Source organism: Bradyrhizobium sp. LVM 105 (assembly GCF_003957705.1).
Taxonomy (GTDB): Bacteria; Pseudomonadota; Alphaproteobacteria; order Rhizobiales; family Xanthobacteraceae; genus Bradyrhizobium; species Bradyrhizobium frederickii.
Genome location: NZ_QZMV01000009.1, coordinates 67,666 through 84,429, shown reverse-complemented (window position 1 = coordinate 84,429; position 16,764 = coordinate 67,666). Strand labels below are relative to the sequence as shown.

The following is a 16,764-nucleotide window of genomic DNA, read 5'->3' as shown; positions in this document are numbered from 1 at the left end:
ATTGGCTTGTCAATTGGCCTGGGCGGTGGCGGGCCGCTTTGGCTGTTGCCCTGCAGGCTGCTCCGACATCTCGGGCGAAAGGTCAATCCCGACATCCTCCAGCCGCACCCTGAGCTCGGCCGCGATGTACTTGACATATTCCAACAGCAGCAGCCGCAAGGTGGGCGCCGAGATCCACCACGGCTCCTCGCGCCATTTGTCGCCAACCACCGCGAACGGGATCAGCGCCGTCTGCGGCATCGCATGCGAGAATTCCACCAGGGCGCGCGGCATGTGGTAGTTCGAAGTGACCACGATCAGCGACTTGAAGCGGCGCCCCTCGGCCCAGCGCCGCGCCTCCGCCGCGTTGCCGCGGGTCGAGAGCGCGGTGCGGTCGAGATCGACGCAACAGGTCATGAAGGCCTGGTTCTCCGGCAGCGTCCTGGAGATGTCGTTCGCCGTCGAGGTCGGATGCACGCCGGAGATCAATAGCCGCCTACCGTAGCCGGCAGCGAGCAGCTCCATCGCATCCGACACCCGCGAGGAGCCGCCGGTCAGCACCACAATGCCGTCAGCCTTGCGACTCGGTGCGATCTCGGCGCCGCGCAATTGCGACAGGAACGCGACGAAGCCCGCCGCGGCGCCGACGAAGGCGAGCGCGATCGTCGACACGATTGTCGCGCGCAGCCAGCCGCGCGGCAGTTTCGGCGATCGATCGTCGGTCGGCGAGGTCATGTGATGCCGGTAATCCCTTCCCTGAAGCGATTTTATGACGTTTTGAGGCGAAGTGGAGTCCGGTTTCCTTCCTCTCCCCTCATCCGTCGCTTCGCGCCACCTTCTCCCGCAAGGAGAGAAGGGGCGATCTCAATCCACATCATTCAAGGTCGCGAACAGCGTCTGGCGCGAGGCCACCGCGGTGATGGCGCCGATCAGCACGGCCTGGACCGCAAGCACGATGTAGCCGGACGGCCGCAGCGAGAAGGTGCCGAGCAGCGCGGCGAACTGGTCGCCGACGGGGGTACCAGAAAACCATCCGGCGATCGACTCGGAGAAGCCGAACACCAGCATGGCAGCGCCGCCGCCGATCACGCCGCCCTCGAGGCCCAGCCTGAGGAAATGACGCAGAAAGTGATTGGCGATGTAGCGGTCGCCGGCGCCGACGAAGTGCAGCACCTCGACGATCGGGCGGTTCGCCGCCATGGCGCCGCGGGTCGCGAACGAGACGGAGATGATCGTGGCGACGATCACGAGCGCGAGGATGCCGAGGCCGGCGAGCACGGTGGCGTTGGTCATCGAGCGCATCCGCTCGATCCAGGCGCGATGATCGTCGACGCTGGCGCCCGGCGCGACCTGGTTCACCCGTGCGCGCAAGGCGTCGAGATCGAGCGGCGTGCCGGGTTGCACGCGCGCGATGATCATGCGCGGCACCGGCAGGTCGTCCATCGACAGCCCGGTGCCGAGCCAGGGTTCGAGCAGCTTGCCGCTCTCCTCCTTGCTGAACGGCTTGACCTCGACGACGCCGGCTTGCGCACGCATCGCCTCCGTCACCGCTACGGTGTCGCGTTCGAGATCGCGCCCCGTTTGCGGACGAACCTGGATGGTAATCTCGCTCGCGACATCCGACTGCCATTCGGCGGCGGACGCGCTGACCAGCAGCACGGTGCCCGTGGCCATCGACGCGAGGAAGGTCATGATGGCGACGACGGCGACCAGCGCCCGGCCCTGGATCGAGGCGCGCGGCACGATCGGCGACATGTTGCGCGCCTTGGCCGGCAGCTGCGGACGCTCCTGCCCGAGGTCGACCAGCACGCCGCGCTCGTCGGTCCTACTCATAGATGTGCAACCGTCCCTGGTGCAGCACCAGCCGCCGCGCCTCATACTGGTCCATCAGGCCGATGTCGTGGGTCGCGATGATGACGGCGGTGCCCGATTTGTTGAGCTCGATGAAGAGCCGCAGCAGGCGGCGTCCGAGCGTCGGATCGACGCTGCCGGTCGGCTCGTCCGCGAGCAGCAGCTGCGGCCGCGAGATCACGGCGCGCGCGATCGCCGCGCGCTGCTTCTCGCCGCCCGACAGGATCGGCGGCAGCGCGTCCATGCGGTCGCCAAGCCCGACCCAGCGCAACAGATCGATCACCTCCTTGCGGTAGCTCGACTCGCTGCGGCCCATGACGCGGAACGGCAGCGCGACGTTCTCATAGGTCGTCATGTGGTCGAGCAGGCGGAAATCCTGGAGCACGATGCCGATGCGCTTGCGCAAATCGGCGATCTCGTCCTTGCCGAGCTGCGAGATGTCGTGGCCGAACAGATTGACGAGGCCCCGCGTCGGTCGATGCGACAGGAACAACAGGCGCAGCAACGAGGTCTTGCCGGCACCAGACGGTCCGGTCAGGAACTGGAACGAATGCGCCGGGATCTGGAAGCTGAGGTCGCGCAGGATCTCCGGCCCCAGACCGTAACGCAATCCGACATTTTCGAACCGAACCAAGTTCAGCTCCGTTCGAGAGGGGGCGCGGGTCGCGTGGCTGCGCTCCGCCAGGCGCGATCAACGGGTTTTGCCGCCGTTATGGTTTCCGGTTCGTTAACGGTCGGCCTGTAGCATATTGGTAGCATCGTGGCCGCCCGGTCCTTCCCGGCGGGGTCATGGTCAAGACCTCGTTCAAGTCCTGGTTCATGCATCAAGGCTCGTCCATGCATATCGTCTGCCCCCATTGTATGACATCCTACGCCATCAAGCTCGCGAGCCTTGGGGCGAACGGACGGGCGGTGCGCTGTTCCCGCTGCAAGGAGACCTGGATCGCCCATGCCGAGGATGCCATCGAGGAGGCGTCCGTCCCGGCCATGGCTGCAGCCAGCCAGACTGACGACCAGTCCGACCTCGCCGAGCAGTGGAATTCCTATGCCACGGACGACAGGGCTACCGATGCGCCTGTCGTCGACAGCCCCTCGATCGCCAGTGACTGGCCCGAGGAAGAAGCCAAGGAAACCGAGGACGAGTGGTCGGCGGCGGCCCGGGAGGCCGAGGAGGAGGTCGCCGGCGTTCAGCACCAATCCTGGTTCCGCGGCCTGTTCCGCCGCCGCGGAGCGCGGGTCAGCCGCCCGGTGGCCACTGCCGCTCCGCGAAAATCCTATTTCGGCCTGCCGACCGCTTGTGCCGCCATGGGCGCGCTGGTGCTGGCGCTGGTGATCTGGCGCGGCGACATGGTGCGGCTGCTGCCGCAGACGGCGGCATTCTACAAGCTGGTCGGGCTCGAGGTGAACCTGCGGGGCCTCGCCTTCAAGGACGTGAAGCTGTCCAGCGAGACCGTGGACGGTAAGCAGGTGTTGGTGATCGAGGGCGTGATCGTCGGCGAGGGCAAGAAGCCGCTCGACATCCCGCGGCTGCGCTTTGCCGTGCGCGACGCGCAAGGAGCGGAGATCTACGCCTGGAATACGGTGCTGGAGCAGACCGTGCTGCGGCCCGGCGAGCGCGCCTTCTTCCGCTCGCGTCTCGCCTCGCCGCCGCCGGAGGGCCGCAATATCGACGTTCGCTTCTTCAACCGGCGCGACATTGCCGGCGGCAGCGTATAATCGGCCTCGCAAGGCCCGCGCGGAGTTGATCCCAAGGTTCGTCCCATGCCGAAAATCCTGATTGCCGACGACGAGGATTCGATGCGCACGCTGGTGGCGCGCGCCATCGCCATGGACGGCCACGAGACCGTCACCGCGCAAGACGGCGCCGAGGCGCTGGAGATCCTGAGCCGCGAGGACGGCGCCTTCGACCTGTTGCTCACCGACATCCAGATGCCGGTCATGGACGGCATCGCGCTGGCGCTATCCGCCGCGCGCGACTTTCCCGATCTGACCATCTTGCTGATGACCGGCTTTGCCGACCAGCGCGAGCGCGCCTCGAACCTCAAGGCGCTGGTGCACGACGTCGTGACAAAGCCGTTCTCGGTCGCCGACATCCGCACCGCGGTGGCGGACGCGCTGGCGGCGAAGAAGGGGTGAGGCGAGGCTGCGCCCTCCATTTCCGCTGTCATGCCCCGGCTTGACCGGGGCATCCAGTACGCTGCGGCGGATGTGGTAACAGGCGAGCCCTTCAACGCCTGCCTCTGGAATACTGGATCGCCCGCCTGCGCGGGCGATGACAGCGAGTGTGACGCTCAAAAATCCTTCAGCAGGCGCTCGATGTAATCGAGCTCGATCTGCGGGCGCGAGCTGTCGCCGAGGCGGCGGCGGAGCTCTTCGAGGATGCGCCGGACGCGCTGGGCGTCGATCTCGCCGGGGATCTTGACGGTGTAGTCGTCGCTGAGATCGCGGCCGTGAAGCGGGCGCCCCAGCGGATCGGTCTGATTCCCGCCGCTCTGCTGACGGCCGGCGCGATTGCCGGGACCATCGCCCTGCCCGTCGCCGTCGCCCTGCTGCATCGCTTCGGCCATCTTCTGCGCGCCCTTGCGCATCGCCTCGAGAGCCTTGCCCTGCGAGTCCACGGCACCGTCGGCATTGCCCTCGCCGAGCTTCGAGCCGGCATCGCCCATGGCGCCGTCGGCGGCGTCGAGGCTGCCGTCGTCATCCCCCTGGTCGCCGTCCTGATCGCCGCTCTGACCGGGGTCGCCCTGCTGGCCTTTCTGACCCTGCTGCCCCTTCTGGCCCTTTTGTCCCTTCTGGGCGAGACCGCGCTTGGCGAGCTCGTCCTGCAGCTTCTTCAGGCGGTCGCGCAGCGACTGCTGATCCTGCTGGAGGTCCGACATCGACTGATCGCCCTGCTGCTTGCCGCGCGAGCGGTCACGCCGGGAATCCTGACCCTGCTTGAAGGTCTTGTCGCGCAATTGCTGCTGCTTGCGGATCATGTCGCTGAGCTCGTTGAGCGCCTGCTCCATCTCGCTCTCGCCGGATTGCCCGGGTTGCGCCATCTGGAGACTTTCCATGATCTGCGCGAGCTGCTCGAGCATGCGCTGGGCCGCCTCGCGATTGCCCTCGCGCGCCGCCTTCTCGATCTGCCGCAGGAGGTCGTCCAGATCCCGTTGCGTGATGACGGAACGATCGCGACTGGAGGATTGGCTCCTTTCCGTGGCCCGCTTGTATTCCTCGAGCTTCTGAATGGCGTCGGACTGGTTGCTCAGGCTCTTGCCGGATTCCTTCTGCCTGAGGCTGTCGCCGGACTCCTGCATCGCCTTTTCCGCGCTGTCGAGCAGAGCATCGGGATCCTGGTCCTGCTGGGCCACGACGGGGCTAACGCCTCCCAACAGGAAGGCGAGGCAGGCGATCGACATCGCCTTCAAGACTGGCACGCGTGCTAGCTTCCGCATTTCCGGTCCCGCGTAAACTGGTTGGTCCTGTCGTCCCCCGCCTTGTTGGCACGGCTGTTCGCCGATTTCCGATAGGCTTGAAGCTGCTCGCGCAAGGTGTCCTGCTGCTGCGCCAGTTCTGCAAGCTGCTCGGGCGTCGCATGCTGAGTCTTTTGTCGCAGCTCGATCGCCTTGTCGAGAATGAGCTGGACCTCGGCGGGGAATGGCTGCCGCGCACCGAGCGGATTCTGTTCGGCGCGCCGTGCGAGATCGCGCACCTTGCCGGCCATGGCCTCGCGAAGCTTCTGCGTCAGCACCCTGATCTCGTCCTCGCTGGCACCACGGTCCAGCGCCGCCTTGAGCGCATCCTGCGCCGAGCGCAGCGCGGCGTTGACGCTGCCGGCGACGCCATCATCCTCGATGGTGACCGCGAAGGCCCACATGCTCGCCACCACGTTGCGCAGGGCATCGTCGGTGCGGGCGGCCTCGAGCTGGGTCGCGAGGCTGCGGAGGCCGAGATAGCAGCCGGCGTCCGGCGTGAACAATTCGGGTGCGATCATCAGGGCGTCGAGCGCGGTGTAGACGTCCGAATTCCTGTTGGCATCGAGCGCGAGGATGCGGCGCTGCTCGATCAGCGCGCGCGCCAGCGAGTTGGTGAAGAGACGCTCGGGCAGCCGCATGTTGAAGGGTTCGCTTCTGGCCTCGTTGCCGGCCTCGTCCTTGGCGGTGAGCGTCAGCGTGACGTCGGCGCCGGCATAGGGATCCTCGCTGAGATCCTTCACCGTCTGGCCGACGCCGTTGCGGGTGCGCGCGTTCGGCAGCACGAGCGGGAATTGCGGCGGCTGGAACAGCGGCCGCGGCGCGGCCTTGCTGTCCGAATCCTTGCGGCCGTCTTTGACGGCATTCTTGGCGTCGTCGGGGCGCAAGCCGATCTGCGCCTCCGCGCCGGTCACGCCGTAATCGTCCTCGATCTTGTAGGAGAGCTGGAGCCCGCCGCGCGCCTGGCGCTCGGGATCCTTGGCGAGCACGATCGTCGGCGCACGGTCCGGCGTGGCCGCAAACGCCCATTGCGGCTGGCCGGAGGGCGCGCGCACATGCGCGGTGCCGTCAGCGCTGATGGTGAAATGCTTCTCGTTGGTTCCCTTGGGCGCGGCTTCCGTGGGCGCGACCTCCTTGAGGCCGCCGGAGACGGTGACGTCCAGGCTGCCGCCGGAGGAGCGCACGATCAGGGTCGAGCCGGCGGGAACGGCAAGCGGCCCGGAGGCGGGCAGCGCCGCGGCCTCCTTGTTGGCGGCCGACAGGATAACCGGCGGCTTGCCGGTGTAGAGCGGCGGGGTCACCCAGGCGTCGACGCGAACATTGGCGGGCGCCAGCACGCCATTCCAGTCGAAGGCGGCCCCGAGCCGCATCGCGCGCTCGTCGCCGGCGGCGAAGAAGGTCGCGACCAGCATCACCATGACCAGCGCGCGCAGCGCCCAGGGATCATGCAGTGCGAGCCGCGGATGCGGCAGGCCGGCGCGGATGCGCCTGATCGAGGCCAGCGTCCGTTCGCGCTGCGCCTGCCACAGCGCTTGTGCGACCGGGTCCTGCGAGGACAGCGTGTCCGTCAGCGTCGTGGCCGGGCGGTGACGGATGCCGGAGCCACGATCGAGCCGGCTCAGTGCCTCCTCGCGGCTCGGCCAGCGGAAGCGAATCAGGGGCAACAGCAGCGCAATCGCAACGCCGGCGAAAACGACGAGACCGATGGCACGGGCCACGAAAGGCAGCGCCAGCCAGAGGCCGGCCCAGGACACCACCAGGAACAGGCCGACGACAGTCAGAAGCCGCGCCAGATGTGGCCAGGCACGCTCCCACGCGATGGCATAGAGGGCCCGGTCAAGAGCCTGCGCCAGCTTCAGCCGCGACAGATCATCACTGTTGCGGATCGGGTCTGACGGGTCGGGGGTGACGCCGTTCATCAACTCTCCAGGTTGCCCGGTAGAGAGGAGCCTATCACAACGGCAGCACTGAGGCATCCGTTCCGGTACGGGAGATACCCCTTTTCCCGCATAACACGAGGACGTGACTGGCCCGGCCCAACCCCGTAATTTCCGCGCGCCACCTCAGGGAAACGCAAGGGAAGCAAGGGAAACGCCATGGACAAGAAGATGCACGACAAGGGCCTGGAGGTCCGCAAAGCGGTGCTGGGCGAGGCCTATGTCAACAACGCCCTGAAGAACGTCGACGACTTCAACCGTCCGTTCCAGGAGATGCTGAACGAATATTGCTGGGGCACGGTGTGGGGCCGCGAGGAGCTACCGCGCAAGACCCGCAGCATGCTCAACATCGCCATGATCGCGATCCTCAACCGCCAGCACGAGTTCCGCGCGCATCTGAAGGGCGCGCTGACCAACGGCGTCACCCGCGACGAAATCCGCGAGATCCTGATGCAGGTCGCGATCTATGGCGGCATGCCCGCCGCGGTCGACAGCTTCCGCATCGCGCGCGAGGTGTTCGCGGAGATCGACGGCAAGGCGTGATGCAAGCTAATCGCCTTTGATCATATTGCTCCGTCATTGCGAGCGAAGCGAAGCAATCCAGAAATCCCTCCGCGGAAACATTCCTGGATTGCTTCGTCGCTTCGCTTCTCGCAATGACGACGGGAAGGAAGAAACACCATGGACATCGGATTCATCGGCCTCGGAAACATGGGATTGCCGATGGCGCGGCGGCTGATCGAGGCGGGGCACAGGCTCGTCGTGTTCGACACGCGCAGCGAGGTCTCGGGCAAGCTCGTGGCCCTCGGCGCGACGGCCGCGACATCGCCGAAGGACGTCGCCGACCAGGTCGAGACGGTGATGGCAAGCCTGCCCTCGTTGCAGGCTTCGCTCGAGGTCGCAACCGGGGCCAACGGCGTGATCGAGGGCAGCCGGGCAAAACGCTTCATCGACCTCTCCACCGTCGGCTCGGCGATGGCCGTTAAAATTCACGGCCTCCTCGCCAAACGCAACATCGTGCAGATCGACTGCCCCGTCTCCGGCGGCGTCGGCGGCGCCGAGAAGGGCACGCTGGCGGTCATGGTCTCCGGCCCGAAGACGGAGTTCGATCTGCTCATGCCCGTCCTCGACGTGATCGGAAAAGTGTTCTTCATCGGCGAGAAGCCCGGGTCGGCACAGACCATGAAGCTCGCCAACAATTTCCTGTCGGCCACCGCGATCGTGGCGACGTCGGAGGCCGTGGTGATGGGCGTCAAGGCCGGGCTCGACCCCGCCGTGATGATCGACGTCATCAATGCCGGCTCGGGCATGAACACGGCGAGCCGCGACAAGTTTCCGCGCGCGGTGCTGCCGCGCAGCTTCGATTTCGGCTTCGCCACCGGACTGATGGTGAAGGACGTGCGGCTGGCGCTGGAGGAGATGAAGCAGCTCGGCCTGTCGATGGAGGTCGCCGACGCGGTCGGGCGGTTGTGGGAGACCGTGATAGCTGCGGAAGGCGCCGAGTCCGATTTCACCGCCGCGATCAAGCCGATCGAGAAGAAGGCGGGGGTTATCGTTGGTGGGAAGGGAGGATTGGCGGGGAAGTAGCGCCTCGTCCTCCGCTGTCGTCCCGGACAAGCGAAGCGCAGATCCGGGACCCATAATCACAGGACAAGGTTTGATCACAGGACAAGGTTTGGCGAGGATTCGGAGTTACAGCTTAGCCGAACAACTCCGCCCTGTGGTTATGGGTCCCCGCTTTCGCGGGGACGACACCGAATTTGTTCAGCTAGCGTCGCATCTCACGGTCAGACTACGATACAATCACAGCCACGGCGCCGGCGTGTCCATCGCGATCAGCTGCTCGACCTCGATGCGCGGGCGCACCACGGCGTACCGATCGTCCTTCACCAACACCTCGGGCACCAGCGGCCGGGTGTTGTAGGTGCCCGCTTGCACCGCGCCATAGGCACCGGCGGTCATGATGGCGAGGAGATCGCCGGGCGCGGGCGTCGGCAGCGTGCGGTCGAGCGCGAGGTAGTCGCCGGTCTCGCAGACCGGGCCGACGACATCGGCCATGATGGTGGCGGCGCCGCTGGCGGGCTGCTTCACCGGCAGGATGTCGTGATGCGCCTCGTACAGCGTCGGGCGAATGAGGTCGTTCATCGCAGCGTCGATGATGACGAAATTCTTGCCGTCGCCGTGCTTCACATAGATCACCTTGGCGACCAGGATGCCGGCATTGCCGACGATCATGCGGCCCGGCTCGAACATCAGCGTGCAGCCGAGATTGTGGCTGACGCGCTTGACCATGGCGGCATAGGCCGCCGGCTCCGGCGGCGCCGCACGGTTCATGTCATAGGGAATGCCGAGGCCGCCGCCGAAATCGACATGGGAGATGTTGTGGCCGTCGGCGCGCAGCGTCTGCACGAATTCGGAGAGGATGCGGAACGCGGTCTCCATGCCGGAGAGTTCGGTGATCTGGCTGCCGATATGCACGTCGGTTCCGGTCACCTCGATGCCGGGCAGCTTGGCGGCGCGGGCATAGACCTCACGGGCATGCGCGATCGGGATGCCGAACTTGTTCTCGGACTTGCCGGTGGAGATCTTGGCGTGGGTGCCGGCATCGACATCGGGGTTGACGCGGAGCGAGATGCGCGCGGTCTTGCCCATCTCGGTCGCAAGCCGCGACAGCAGCTCCAGCTCGGGCTCGGATTCGACGTTGAGGCAGAGGATGTCGGCGGCGAGCGCGGCGCGGAGCTCCGTCTCGGTCTTGCCGACACCGGAGAACAGGATCTTGTTCGGCGGAATGCCGGCCGCCAGCGCGCGCTTCAACTCGCCGCCCGAGACCACGTCGGCGCCGGCCCCCAGCTTGGCCAGCGTGCGCAGCACCGACTGGTTGGAGTTCGCCTTCATGGCGTAGCAGACCAGCACCTTCTCGCCGGCGAAGGCATCCGTGAAGACGCGATAGTGCCGCTCCAGGGTTGCGGTCGAATAGCAATAGAACGGCGTGCCGACGGTCGCGGCCAGCTCGGACAGGTTCACCGCCTCGGCGTGCAGCACGCCGTTGCGGTAGTCGAAATGGTTCATGGCTTAGGCTCGGTTGTCCCGGCTTATTTCCTGCCGGGAGGTTCGTCCAGGAGCGGGTCGAGAATAAACGATTTCTTCCGGCCCTTGGCCGCCGCGGGCGCGGCATCCGCACCATAGGTGGGGTTGAACACGCTCGGCGTCCTCTGGGCCTCGGTCTCGGTATCGACAGGCGCGGCACCGTTGGCCGTGGACGCATTGGCGGTCGGCGGCAGATCGAGCGGACCCTTGCGGCCGCAGCCGGCAAGCGCAAGCGCCGTCAGGCTCAAGACAATGATGGCCCACCCCGAACCGGCCGGGCGAAACTTTGACGTCACGACGAAATCCCCACTACGCGGGCCGCACCATACAGAGATTGGCGCACTCTGGCGAGAGCCGGATGACCATGAAACATCAGCGAAATTTTACCCTCAGCCCAATTTTCGCTCTTTTTCCAGCCGCTTCGCCCACGCCTTGGCCTGGGACGCCACGTTCTTCGGCGCGGTGCCGCCGAAGCTGGTGCGGCTCTTCACCGACGATTCGACCGAGAGCACGCCGAACACGTCCTTGGTGATTTTGGCCTCGATCGCCTGCATCTCCTCGAGCGGCAGCTCGTGCAGCGCCACGCCGCCCTCGGCCGCCTTGGCGACGATGCGGCCGGTGACATGATGGGCCTCGCGGAACGGCATCTTCAGCGTCCGCACCAGCCAGTCGGCGAGATCGGTCGCGGTGGCATAGCCCTCGCCCGCAGCGGCCTTCATCCTGGCTTCGTCGGGGACAAGGTCGCGGACCATGCCGGTCATGGCGCGGATCGCGAGCGACAGCGCGGCAAAACCTTCCATGGCGCCCTGCTTGTCCTCCTGCATATCCTTTTGATAGGCGAGCGGCAGGCCCTTCATCACGATCAACAGGCCGTTGAGTGCGCCGATGACGCGGCCGGTCTTGGCGCGCACGAGCTCGGCGGCATCCGGATTGCGCTTCTGCGGCATGATCGAGGAGCCGGTGGTGAACTTGTCGCTGAGCCGGATCATGCCGACCAGCGGCGAAGTCCAGATCACGATCTCCTCGGCAAAGCGCGACATGTGCACGGCGCAGATCGAGGCCGCCGACAGCGTCTCCAGCACGAAGTCGCGGTCGGAGACCGCATCGAGCGAGTTCGCCATCGGACGATCGAACAGAAGCGCCTTCGCGGTAGCGTGGCGGTCGATCGGGAACGAGGTGCCGGCCAGCGCGGCGGCGCCGAGCGGGGATTCGTTCAGCCGCTTGCGCGCGTCCTGGAACCGGCCGCGATCGCGCGCGGCCATCTCGACATAGGCGAGCAGATGATGGCCCAACGTCACCGGCTGTGCGGTCTGCAGATGCGTGAAACCGGGCATCACGGTTGCAGCGTGCTCCAGCGCACGCTCGACCAGCGCCTGCTGGAACGCCGCGAGCGCCGCATCGAGCTCGTCGACGATGTCACGGACATAGAGACGGAAGTCGGTCGCGACTTGGTCGTTGCGCGAGCGCGCGGTGTGCAGACGGCCGGCGGCGGGGCCGATCAGCTCGGACAGGCGGCTCTCGACATTCATATGGATGTCCTCGAGCGCGCGCTTGAACTCGAAGCCGCCCTTGCCGATCTCTGACAAAATCGTGTCTAGACCCCTGGCGATATTTTTCGCATCAGACCCCGTGATGATGCCTTGGCTGGCGAGCATCGCAGCGTGGGCCTTGGACGCGGCAATGTCCTGGGCGAAGAGGTGACGATCGACGTCGATGGAGACGTTGATCTCCTCCATGATCTCATCGGGACGTTCCGAGAACCGGCCGCCCCACATCTTGTTGCTCATGATCCCCTTGCTCACGCCTTGATTTGCCGCACGTTTGCTGGCCGCCGCCAGCCGTATTAAGAGGCCCCTGATAGCCATATCTGCGACCGGATGACAAACGATATGCTCGACCAGAAGCCCTCCGCCACGCGCCGGGTCCCCCTCGTGATCGCCATCGTGGCGATCGGCGGCCTGGCCGGCTTTGCCGCGCTGTACGGGCTGGGCCTCGGCCGGTCGCCCTCAGGCGATCAGACGTGTCGGCCGGCGGTGGCCACGGCGCAAAAAATCGCCCCGCTCGCGCATGGCGAGGTGGCGGCGCTGACCATGGCGAGCGCCCCGCTCAAGCTGCCCGACCTCGCGTTCGAGGATGCCGACGGCAAGCCGAAGAAGCTGTCCGATTTCCGCGGCAAGACGCTGCTGGTGAACCTCTGGGCGACCTGGTGCGTGCCGTGCCGGAAGGAGATGCCGGCGCTGGACGAGCTCCAGGGCAAGCTGTCGGGCCCGAATTTCGAAGTGGTGGCGATCAATATCGACACCCGCGACCCCGAGAAGCCGAAAAACTTCCTGAAAGAGGCCAATCTTGTCAGGCTGAGCTATTTCAGCGATCAGAAAGCCAAGGTTTTTCAGGATCTTAAGGCCATCGGCCGGGCCCTGGGCATGCCGACCTCGGTGCTGGTCGATCCGCACGGCTGTGAGATTGCGACGATCGCGGGTCCGGCGGAATGGGCGAGCGAGGACGCGCTCAAGCTGATCCGGGCGGCAACGGGCAAGGCCGCCGCGACGCTCTAGATATTTTCAGGCGGTGACGTTGAGATTGCCGCCGACGCCCGGGCCGACATTGGCGAGCGAGGGCTGGCCGGCGCCGAGCAGCGTCAGGACAGTGGATTTCTCCATATCCGCGTTCTGCTTGGTCAGCGTCGCCGCGATATTCGATTGCAGCGCGCCTTGCTGAGCGGCCAGCATGGTGCTGACCATTGCCATCATGTCCATTACGCGAACCCCCGTACCGGCCGTAACCTAGGCGGGAGAGGTTAACGCGACATGAAATGTCACAAAGCCGTGGACGGCCTCTGTCCGTGTCCCGGACAAGGTGCGGCACGAAGTGACGCGCTGCAGAGCCGGGACCCCATGCCTCAGGTGCGTACGCGGCTGCTGGGCCCCGGCTCTGCAGCGCATCGCTGAGGCGCTGCGCAGCGTCCGGGGCACGAGAGTGCCTCGCTATCGCGTCGGAACCGGCTTGGCGCCGCGGTAATCGTAGAAGCCGCGCTGGGTCTTGCGGCCGAGCCAACCGGCCTCGACGTATTTCACCAGCAGCGGGCACGGGCGGTATTTGGAATCGGCGAGGCCCTCGTGCAGCACCTGCATGATGGAGAGGCAGGTATCGAGGCCGATGAAATCGGCGAGCTCGAGCGGGCCCATCGGATGGTGCGCCCCGAGCTTCATCGCCGCGTCGATCGCCTCGACATTGCCGACGCCCTCATACAGCGTGTAGATCGCCTCGTTGATCATCGGCAACAGGATGCGGTTGACGATGAAGGCCGGGAAATCCTCGGAGACCGCGACCTGCTTGCCGAGCTTGGCGACGAATTCCTTGGACGCCTCGAAGGTCGCATCGTCGGTGGCGATGCCGCGGATCAGCTCCACCAGCTCCATCAGCGGAACCGGATTCATGAAGTGAATGCCGATGAAGCGCTCGGGCCGGTCGGTGGCGGCGGCGAGCCGCGTGATGGAGATCGAGGACGTATCGGAGGCGACGATCGCCTCCGGCTTCAGCACCGCGCAGAGCTCGTGGAAGATCTTGCGCTTGACCTCTTCCTTCTCGACGGCGGTCTCGATCACGAGGTCGCAATCGGCGAGGTCGTCGAGCTTTTCGGCCGGCGTGATGCGCGCCATGGCCTTGGCCTTGTCGTCCTCGGTAACAGCCTTCTTGGAGACCTGGCGCGCCAGATTGCCGTTGATGGTGGCCATGCCCGACTTGAGGCGATCGGCCGAGATGTCGTTGAGCACCACATCGAAGCCGGCGAGCGCCGCGACATGCGCGATGCCGTTGCCCATCTGACCCGCGCCGATCACGCCGACCTTCTTGATCACTGCCGCCATATTGCCATCCACCGGAACGGCGCGCGACGAGCGCGCCCTGCCACTACCCCTTGAGCCGGGAGGTCCGATTTAATCAGAACCTTGGCTCGAAACCTAGATTTGATCGCGTCGAAGGCGTGCCCCACGCCAAGAAAACGGCTCAAAAAAGCAACACCGGCCGGAGTTTATACCTCCGGCCGGTGTTTTCGACGTCTTTTACTTGCCGAGCTTGCCGAGTTCGGCCGTCAGCTCCGGAACCGCCTGGTAGAGATCGGCGACCAGGCCGTAATCGGCAACCTGGAAGATCGGCGCGTCCTCGTCCTTGTTGATCGCGACGATCACCTTGGAGTCCTTCATGCCGGCCAGATGCTGGATGGCGCCGGATATGCCGATGGCGACATAGAGCTCGGGCGCCACCACCTTGCCGGTCTGGCCGACCTGCCAGTCGTTCGGCGCATAGCCGGCGTCGACCGCCGCGCGTGAGGCACCGACACCGGCGCCCAGCTTGTCGGCGAGCGGCTCGATGTACTTGGCAAAATTCTCGCGGCTCTGCATGGCGCGGCCGCCGGAGACGATGATCTTGGCCGAGGTCAGCTCGGGACGGTCGCTCTTGGCGACCTCCTCGCCGACGAAGGTCGACAGGCCCGGATCGGCCGCCGCCTGAACGGCCTCGACCGGCGCGCTGCCGCCCTCGCCCGCTGCGGCGAAGGTCGAGGTCCGCACCGTGATGACCTTCTTGGCGTCCTTGGACTTCACGGTCTGGATCGCGTTGCCGGCATAGATCGGGCGCTCGAAAGTATCAGGGGCGACGACCTTGATGATCTCCGAGACCTGCATGACGTCGAGCAGGGCGGCGACCCGCGGCATCACGTTCTTGAAGCGCGAGGTCGCGGGCGCGACGATGGCGTCATAGCCGGGCGCCAGCGAGACGATCAGCGCGGCCAGCGGCTCGGCAAGATCGTGCGCGTAGAGGTCGCCGTCGGCGAGCCGCACCTTCTTCACGCCGGCGAGCTTGGCAGCGGCATCGGCCGCGGCCTTGGCGTTCTGGCCGGCAACCAGGACCTCGACATCCGCGCCGAGCGCGGCAGCCGCGGTCAGGGCCTTGTTGGTCGCATCCTTGAGCGACGCATTGTCGTGTTCGGCAATCAGAAGCGTCGTCATCAGAGCACCCCGGCTTCGTTCTTGAGTTTCGACACCAGCTCGGCGACGTCCTTGACCTTGACGCCGGCCTTGCGGCCCGCCGGTTCAGTCGTCTTGAGAACCTCGAGACGCGCGGCGACGTCGACGCCGTAATCGGCGACGGTCTTCTCCGCGATCGGCTTCTTCTTCGCCTTCATGATGTTGGGCAGCGAGGCGTAGCGCGGCTCGTTGAGACGGAGATCCGTGGTGACGATCGCCGGTCCCTTCAGCTTCACGGTCTGCAATCCGCCGTCGACTTCGCGGGTGACCTTGAAGTCGGAGCCTTCGACCTCGAGCTTGGAAGCGAACGTCGCCTGCGACCAGCCAAGCAGCGCAGCCAGCATCTGGCCGGTCTGATTGGAATCGTCGTCGATCGCCTGCTTGCCGAGAATGATCAGGCCCGGCTGCTCTTCGTCCGCGATTTTCTTCAGGATCTTGGCGACCGCGAGCGGCTCGACTGCGCCTTCCGCTTTCACCAGGATGCCGCGATCGGCGCCCATGGCAAGACCCGTGCGGATCGTCTCCGACGCCTGCGCCGGTCCAATGGAGACCACTACGACTTCGGTCGCCTTGCCGGCTTCCTTCAGGCGCAGCGCTTCCTCGACCGCGATTTCGTCGAACGGGTTCATCGACATCTTGACGTTGGCGAGTTCAACGCCCGATCCATCGCCCTTGACGCGGACCTTGACGTTGTAATCGACCACCCGCTTTACCGGCACTAAGACCTTCATCGATCCTCTTTCACTCAATTTGGGAGGGGGGTTATCAACTGGCGCGGAACCTAAAGGCCTGATCTGCCCCGGTCAACGCGCGAACGAGCCTAAATTTGGCTTCCCGAAATGCGGGAGGCGTGATGGTCAACGGTTCTGACCTGGAACCCAAAGCACGTCACCGGCGCCATTGCCGTTGGCAGCGCGGCTGGCCACGAACAGGAAGTCCGAGAGGCGGTTCATATATTGGATGCCAGCTGCGCTGACCGGCTCGCCGGGCAGGGCCGCCAGTTCCACGATGACCCGTTCCGCCCTGCGGCATATCGTGCGCGCCACGTGGAGATGGGCCGCGGCCGGCGTGCCGCCGGGAAGCACGAACGAGGTAAGCGGCTCAAGCTTGTCGTTGAGCGCGTCGATGTCGCGCTCGAGCCGCTCGACCTGGCTCGCCACCACCCGCAGCCGCTCCGCCTTGCCTTCACGCTCGGGCACCGCGAGATCGGCGCCGAGATCGAACAGATCGTTCTGGATGCGGCCGAGCATCGCGTCGAGCTCGGGCAGCTCCCGGGTATGGAGCCTGACCACGCCGATCGCGGCGTTGGTCTCGTCGACGGTGCCATAGGCCTCGATGCGCAGATCGTATTTCGGACGTCGCTCGCCGGTTCCGAGCGCGGTCGTGCCGTCGTCACCGGTCTTCGTGTAGATGCGATTCAATACGACCATG

The 16,764-nt window shown here is 65.9% G+C and carries 18 protein-coding genes; 5 read left to right on the top strand and 13 right to left on the bottom strand.

Going from position 1 to position 16,764, the window contains the following annotated elements; all coding sequences use genetic code 11:
* Positions 1-9 precede the first annotated feature (9 nt).
* The 3 genes from D6B98_RS24035 to ftsE all read right to left on the bottom strand — a co-directional run bounded on the left by D6B98_RS24035 (position 10) and on the right by ftsE (position 2,464).
* On the bottom strand, positions 10-714 hold the full coding sequence (locus D6B98_RS24035; protein WP_126259381.1) for a YdcF family protein: 705 nt from the start codon (positions 712-714) through the stop codon (positions 10-12).
* A gap of 129 nt (positions 715-843) precedes the next feature.
* Positions 844-1,812: a cell division protein FtsX gene (locus D6B98_RS24030; RefSeq protein ID WP_126259380.1), complete on the bottom strand. Its 969-nt coding sequence runs from the start codon at positions 1,810-1,812 to the stop codon at positions 844-846.
* Positions 1,805-2,464 carry a cell division ATP-binding protein FtsE gene (gene ftsE / locus D6B98_RS24025; RefSeq protein ID WP_126259379.1) on the bottom strand — a complete coding sequence of 220 codons (660 nt, stop codon included), beginning with the start codon at positions 2,462-2,464 and terminating at the stop codon, positions 1,805-1,807. The genes D6B98_RS24030 and ftsE overlap by 8 nt, the downstream gene beginning before the upstream one ends.
* Before the next feature lie 203 nt (positions 2,465-2,667).
* On the opposite strand from ftsE, the gene D6B98_RS24020 reads away from it, so the two are divergent.
* Together D6B98_RS24020 and D6B98_RS24015 are read left to right on the top strand one after the other, a co-directional pair.
* Positions 2,668-3,546, top strand: a complete 879-nt coding sequence (locus D6B98_RS24020; protein WP_164718844.1) for an MJ0042-type zinc finger domain-containing protein — start codon at positions 2,668-2,670, stop codon at positions 3,544-3,546.
* 45 nt (positions 3,547-3,591) lie between these two features.
* Positions 3,592-3,966 carry a response regulator gene (locus tag D6B98_RS24015; protein ID WP_126259378.1) on the top strand — a complete coding sequence of 125 codons (375 nt, stop codon included), beginning with the start codon at positions 3,592-3,594 and terminating at the stop codon, positions 3,964-3,966.
* A 155-nt stretch (positions 3,967-4,121) separates the two neighbouring features.
* On the opposite strand, the gene D6B98_RS24010 is transcribed toward D6B98_RS24015, so the two are convergent.
* The gene (locus D6B98_RS24010) at positions 4,122-5,267 is read right to left on the bottom strand and encodes a DUF4175 family protein (RefSeq protein ID WP_126259377.1); all 1,146 of its coding nucleotides are present in this window, start codon (positions 5,265-5,267) and stop codon (positions 4,122-4,124) included.
* Positions 5,255-7,204: a TIGR02302 family protein gene (locus D6B98_RS24005; RefSeq protein WP_126259376.1), complete on the bottom strand. Its 1,950-nt coding sequence runs from the start codon at positions 7,202-7,204 to the stop codon at positions 5,255-5,257. The genes D6B98_RS24010 and D6B98_RS24005 overlap by 13 nt, the downstream gene beginning before the upstream one ends.
* Positions 7,205-7,381: 177 nt before the next feature.
* On the opposite strand from D6B98_RS24005, the gene D6B98_RS24000 reads away from it, so the two are divergent.
* A complete protein-coding gene (locus D6B98_RS24000; RefSeq protein ID WP_008567285.1) occupies positions 7,382-7,765 on the top strand; it encodes a carboxymuconolactone decarboxylase family protein in 384 nt (127 codons plus the stop codon).
* 138 nt (positions 7,766-7,903) lie between these two features.
* Positions 7,904-8,809 carry an NAD(P)-dependent oxidoreductase gene (locus tag D6B98_RS23995; RefSeq protein WP_126259375.1) on the top strand — a complete coding sequence of 302 codons (906 nt, stop codon included), beginning with the start codon at positions 7,904-7,906 and terminating at the stop codon, positions 8,807-8,809.
* 216 nt (positions 8,810-9,025) lie between these two features.
* Here the strand turns inward: D6B98_RS23995 and lysA are convergent, their stop codons facing one another.
* The 3 genes from lysA to argH form a co-directional block, all read right to left on the bottom strand.
* Positions 9,026-10,291, bottom strand: a complete 1,266-nt coding sequence (gene lysA, locus D6B98_RS23990) for a diaminopimelate decarboxylase (RefSeq protein ID WP_126259374.1) — start codon at positions 10,289-10,291, stop codon at positions 9,026-9,028.
* Positions 10,292-10,314: 23 nt separating this feature from the next.
* Positions 10,315-10,605, bottom strand: a complete 291-nt coding sequence (gene lptM / locus D6B98_RS23985) for an LPS translocon maturation chaperone LptM (protein WP_126259373.1) — start codon at positions 10,603-10,605, stop codon at positions 10,315-10,317.
* Between the two features lie 93 nt (positions 10,606-10,698).
* A complete protein-coding gene (argH, locus tag D6B98_RS23980) occupies positions 10,699-12,096 on the bottom strand; it encodes an argininosuccinate lyase (RefSeq protein ID WP_126259372.1) in 1,398 nt (465 codons plus the stop codon).
* 102 nt (positions 12,097-12,198) lie between these two features.
* Here argH and tlpA point away from each other — a divergent pair, with 102 nt between their 5' ends.
* Positions 12,199-12,864, top strand: a complete 666-nt coding sequence (gene tlpA / locus D6B98_RS23975; RefSeq protein ID WP_126259371.1) for a thiol:disulfide interchange protein TlpA — start codon at positions 12,199-12,201, stop codon at positions 12,862-12,864.
* A gap of 6 nt (positions 12,865-12,870) precedes the next feature.
* Here tlpA and D6B98_RS23970 read toward each other — a convergent pair whose 3' ends face one another.
* From D6B98_RS23970 to D6B98_RS23950, 5 genes are all read right to left on the bottom strand, one after another.
* Positions 12,871-13,065, bottom strand: a complete 195-nt coding sequence (locus D6B98_RS23970; protein ID WP_008543352.1) for a hypothetical protein — start codon at positions 13,063-13,065, stop codon at positions 12,871-12,873.
* Between the two features lie 228 nt (positions 13,066-13,293).
* Positions 13,294-14,175, bottom strand: a complete 882-nt coding sequence (locus D6B98_RS23965; protein ID WP_126259370.1) for a 3-hydroxybutyryl-CoA dehydrogenase — start codon at positions 14,173-14,175, stop codon at positions 13,294-13,296.
* Between the two features lie 195 nt (positions 14,176-14,370).
* On the bottom strand, positions 14,371-15,315 hold the full coding sequence (locus tag D6B98_RS23960) for an electron transfer flavoprotein subunit alpha/FixB family protein (RefSeq protein ID WP_126259369.1): 945 nt from the start codon (positions 15,313-15,315) through the stop codon (positions 14,371-14,373).
* Positions 15,315-16,064: an electron transfer flavoprotein subunit beta/FixA family protein gene (locus tag D6B98_RS23955; protein WP_126259368.1), complete on the bottom strand. Its 750-nt coding sequence runs from the start codon at positions 16,062-16,064 to the stop codon at positions 15,315-15,317. The genes D6B98_RS23960 and D6B98_RS23955 overlap by 1 nt, the downstream gene beginning before the upstream one ends.
* A gap of 126 nt (positions 16,065-16,190) precedes the next feature.
* Entirely contained in the window at positions 16,191-16,763 is a 573-nt protein-coding gene (locus D6B98_RS23950; RefSeq protein ID WP_126259367.1) for a cob(I)yrinic acid a,c-diamide adenosyltransferase, read from the bottom strand.
* Position 16,764: the final 1 nt, after the last annotated feature.

Bases quoted from the DNA above. Each gene is read 5' to 3' on its own strand.
- tlpA (WP_126259371.1), top strand. From the start codon at position 12,199: ATGCTCGACCAGAAGCCCTCCGCCACGCGCCGGGTCCCCCTCGTGATC.
- D6B98_RS23970 (WP_008543352.1), bottom strand. From the start codon at position 13,065: ATGGACATGATGGCAATGGTCAGCACCATGCTGGCCGCTCAGCAAGGC.
- D6B98_RS23965 (WP_126259370.1), bottom strand. From the start codon at position 14,175: ATGGCGGCAGTGATCAAGAAGGTCGGCGTGATCGGCGCGGGTCAGATG.
- D6B98_RS24020 (WP_164718844.1), top strand. From the start codon at position 2,668: ATGCATATCGTCTGCCCCCATTGTATGACATCCTACGCCATCAAGCTC.
- lysA (WP_126259374.1), bottom strand. From the start codon at position 10,291: ATGAACCATTTCGACTACCGCAACGGCGTGCTGCACGCCGAGGCGGTG.
- D6B98_RS24010 (WP_126259377.1), bottom strand. From the start codon at position 5,267: ATGCGGAAGCTAGCACGCGTGCCAGTCTTGAAGGCGATGTCGATCGCC.
- D6B98_RS24005 (WP_126259376.1), bottom strand. From the start codon at position 7,204: ATGAACGGCGTCACCCCCGACCCGTCAGACCCGATCCGCAACAGTGAT.
- D6B98_RS23995 (WP_126259375.1), top strand. From the start codon at position 7,904: ATGGACATCGGATTCATCGGCCTCGGAAACATGGGATTGCCGATGGCG.
- D6B98_RS23960 (WP_126259369.1), bottom strand. From the start codon at position 15,315: ATGACGACGCTTCTGATTGCCGAACACGACAATGCGTCGCTCAAGGAT.
- argH (WP_126259372.1), bottom strand. From the start codon at position 12,096: ATGAGCAACAAGATGTGGGGCGGCCGGTTCTCGGAACGTCCCGATGAG.
- D6B98_RS24000 (WP_008567285.1), top strand. From the start codon at position 7,382: ATGGACAAGAAGATGCACGACAAGGGCCTGGAGGTCCGCAAAGCGGTG.
- D6B98_RS24035 (WP_126259381.1), bottom strand. From the start codon at position 714: ATGACCTCGCCGACCGACGATCGATCGCCGAAACTGCCGCGCGGCTGG.
- D6B98_RS24030 (WP_126259380.1), bottom strand. From the start codon at position 1,812: ATGAGTAGGACCGACGAGCGCGGCGTGCTGGTCGACCTCGGGCAGGAG.
- D6B98_RS23950 (WP_126259367.1), bottom strand. From the start codon at position 16,763: ATGGTCGTATTGAATCGCATCTACACGAAGACCGGTGACGACGGCACG.
- D6B98_RS23955 (WP_126259368.1), bottom strand. From the start codon at position 16,064: ATGAAGGTCTTAGTGCCGGTAAAGCGGGTGGTCGATTACAACGTCAAG.
- D6B98_RS24015 (WP_126259378.1), top strand. From the start codon at position 3,592: ATGCCGAAAATCCTGATTGCCGACGACGAGGATTCGATGCGCACGCTG.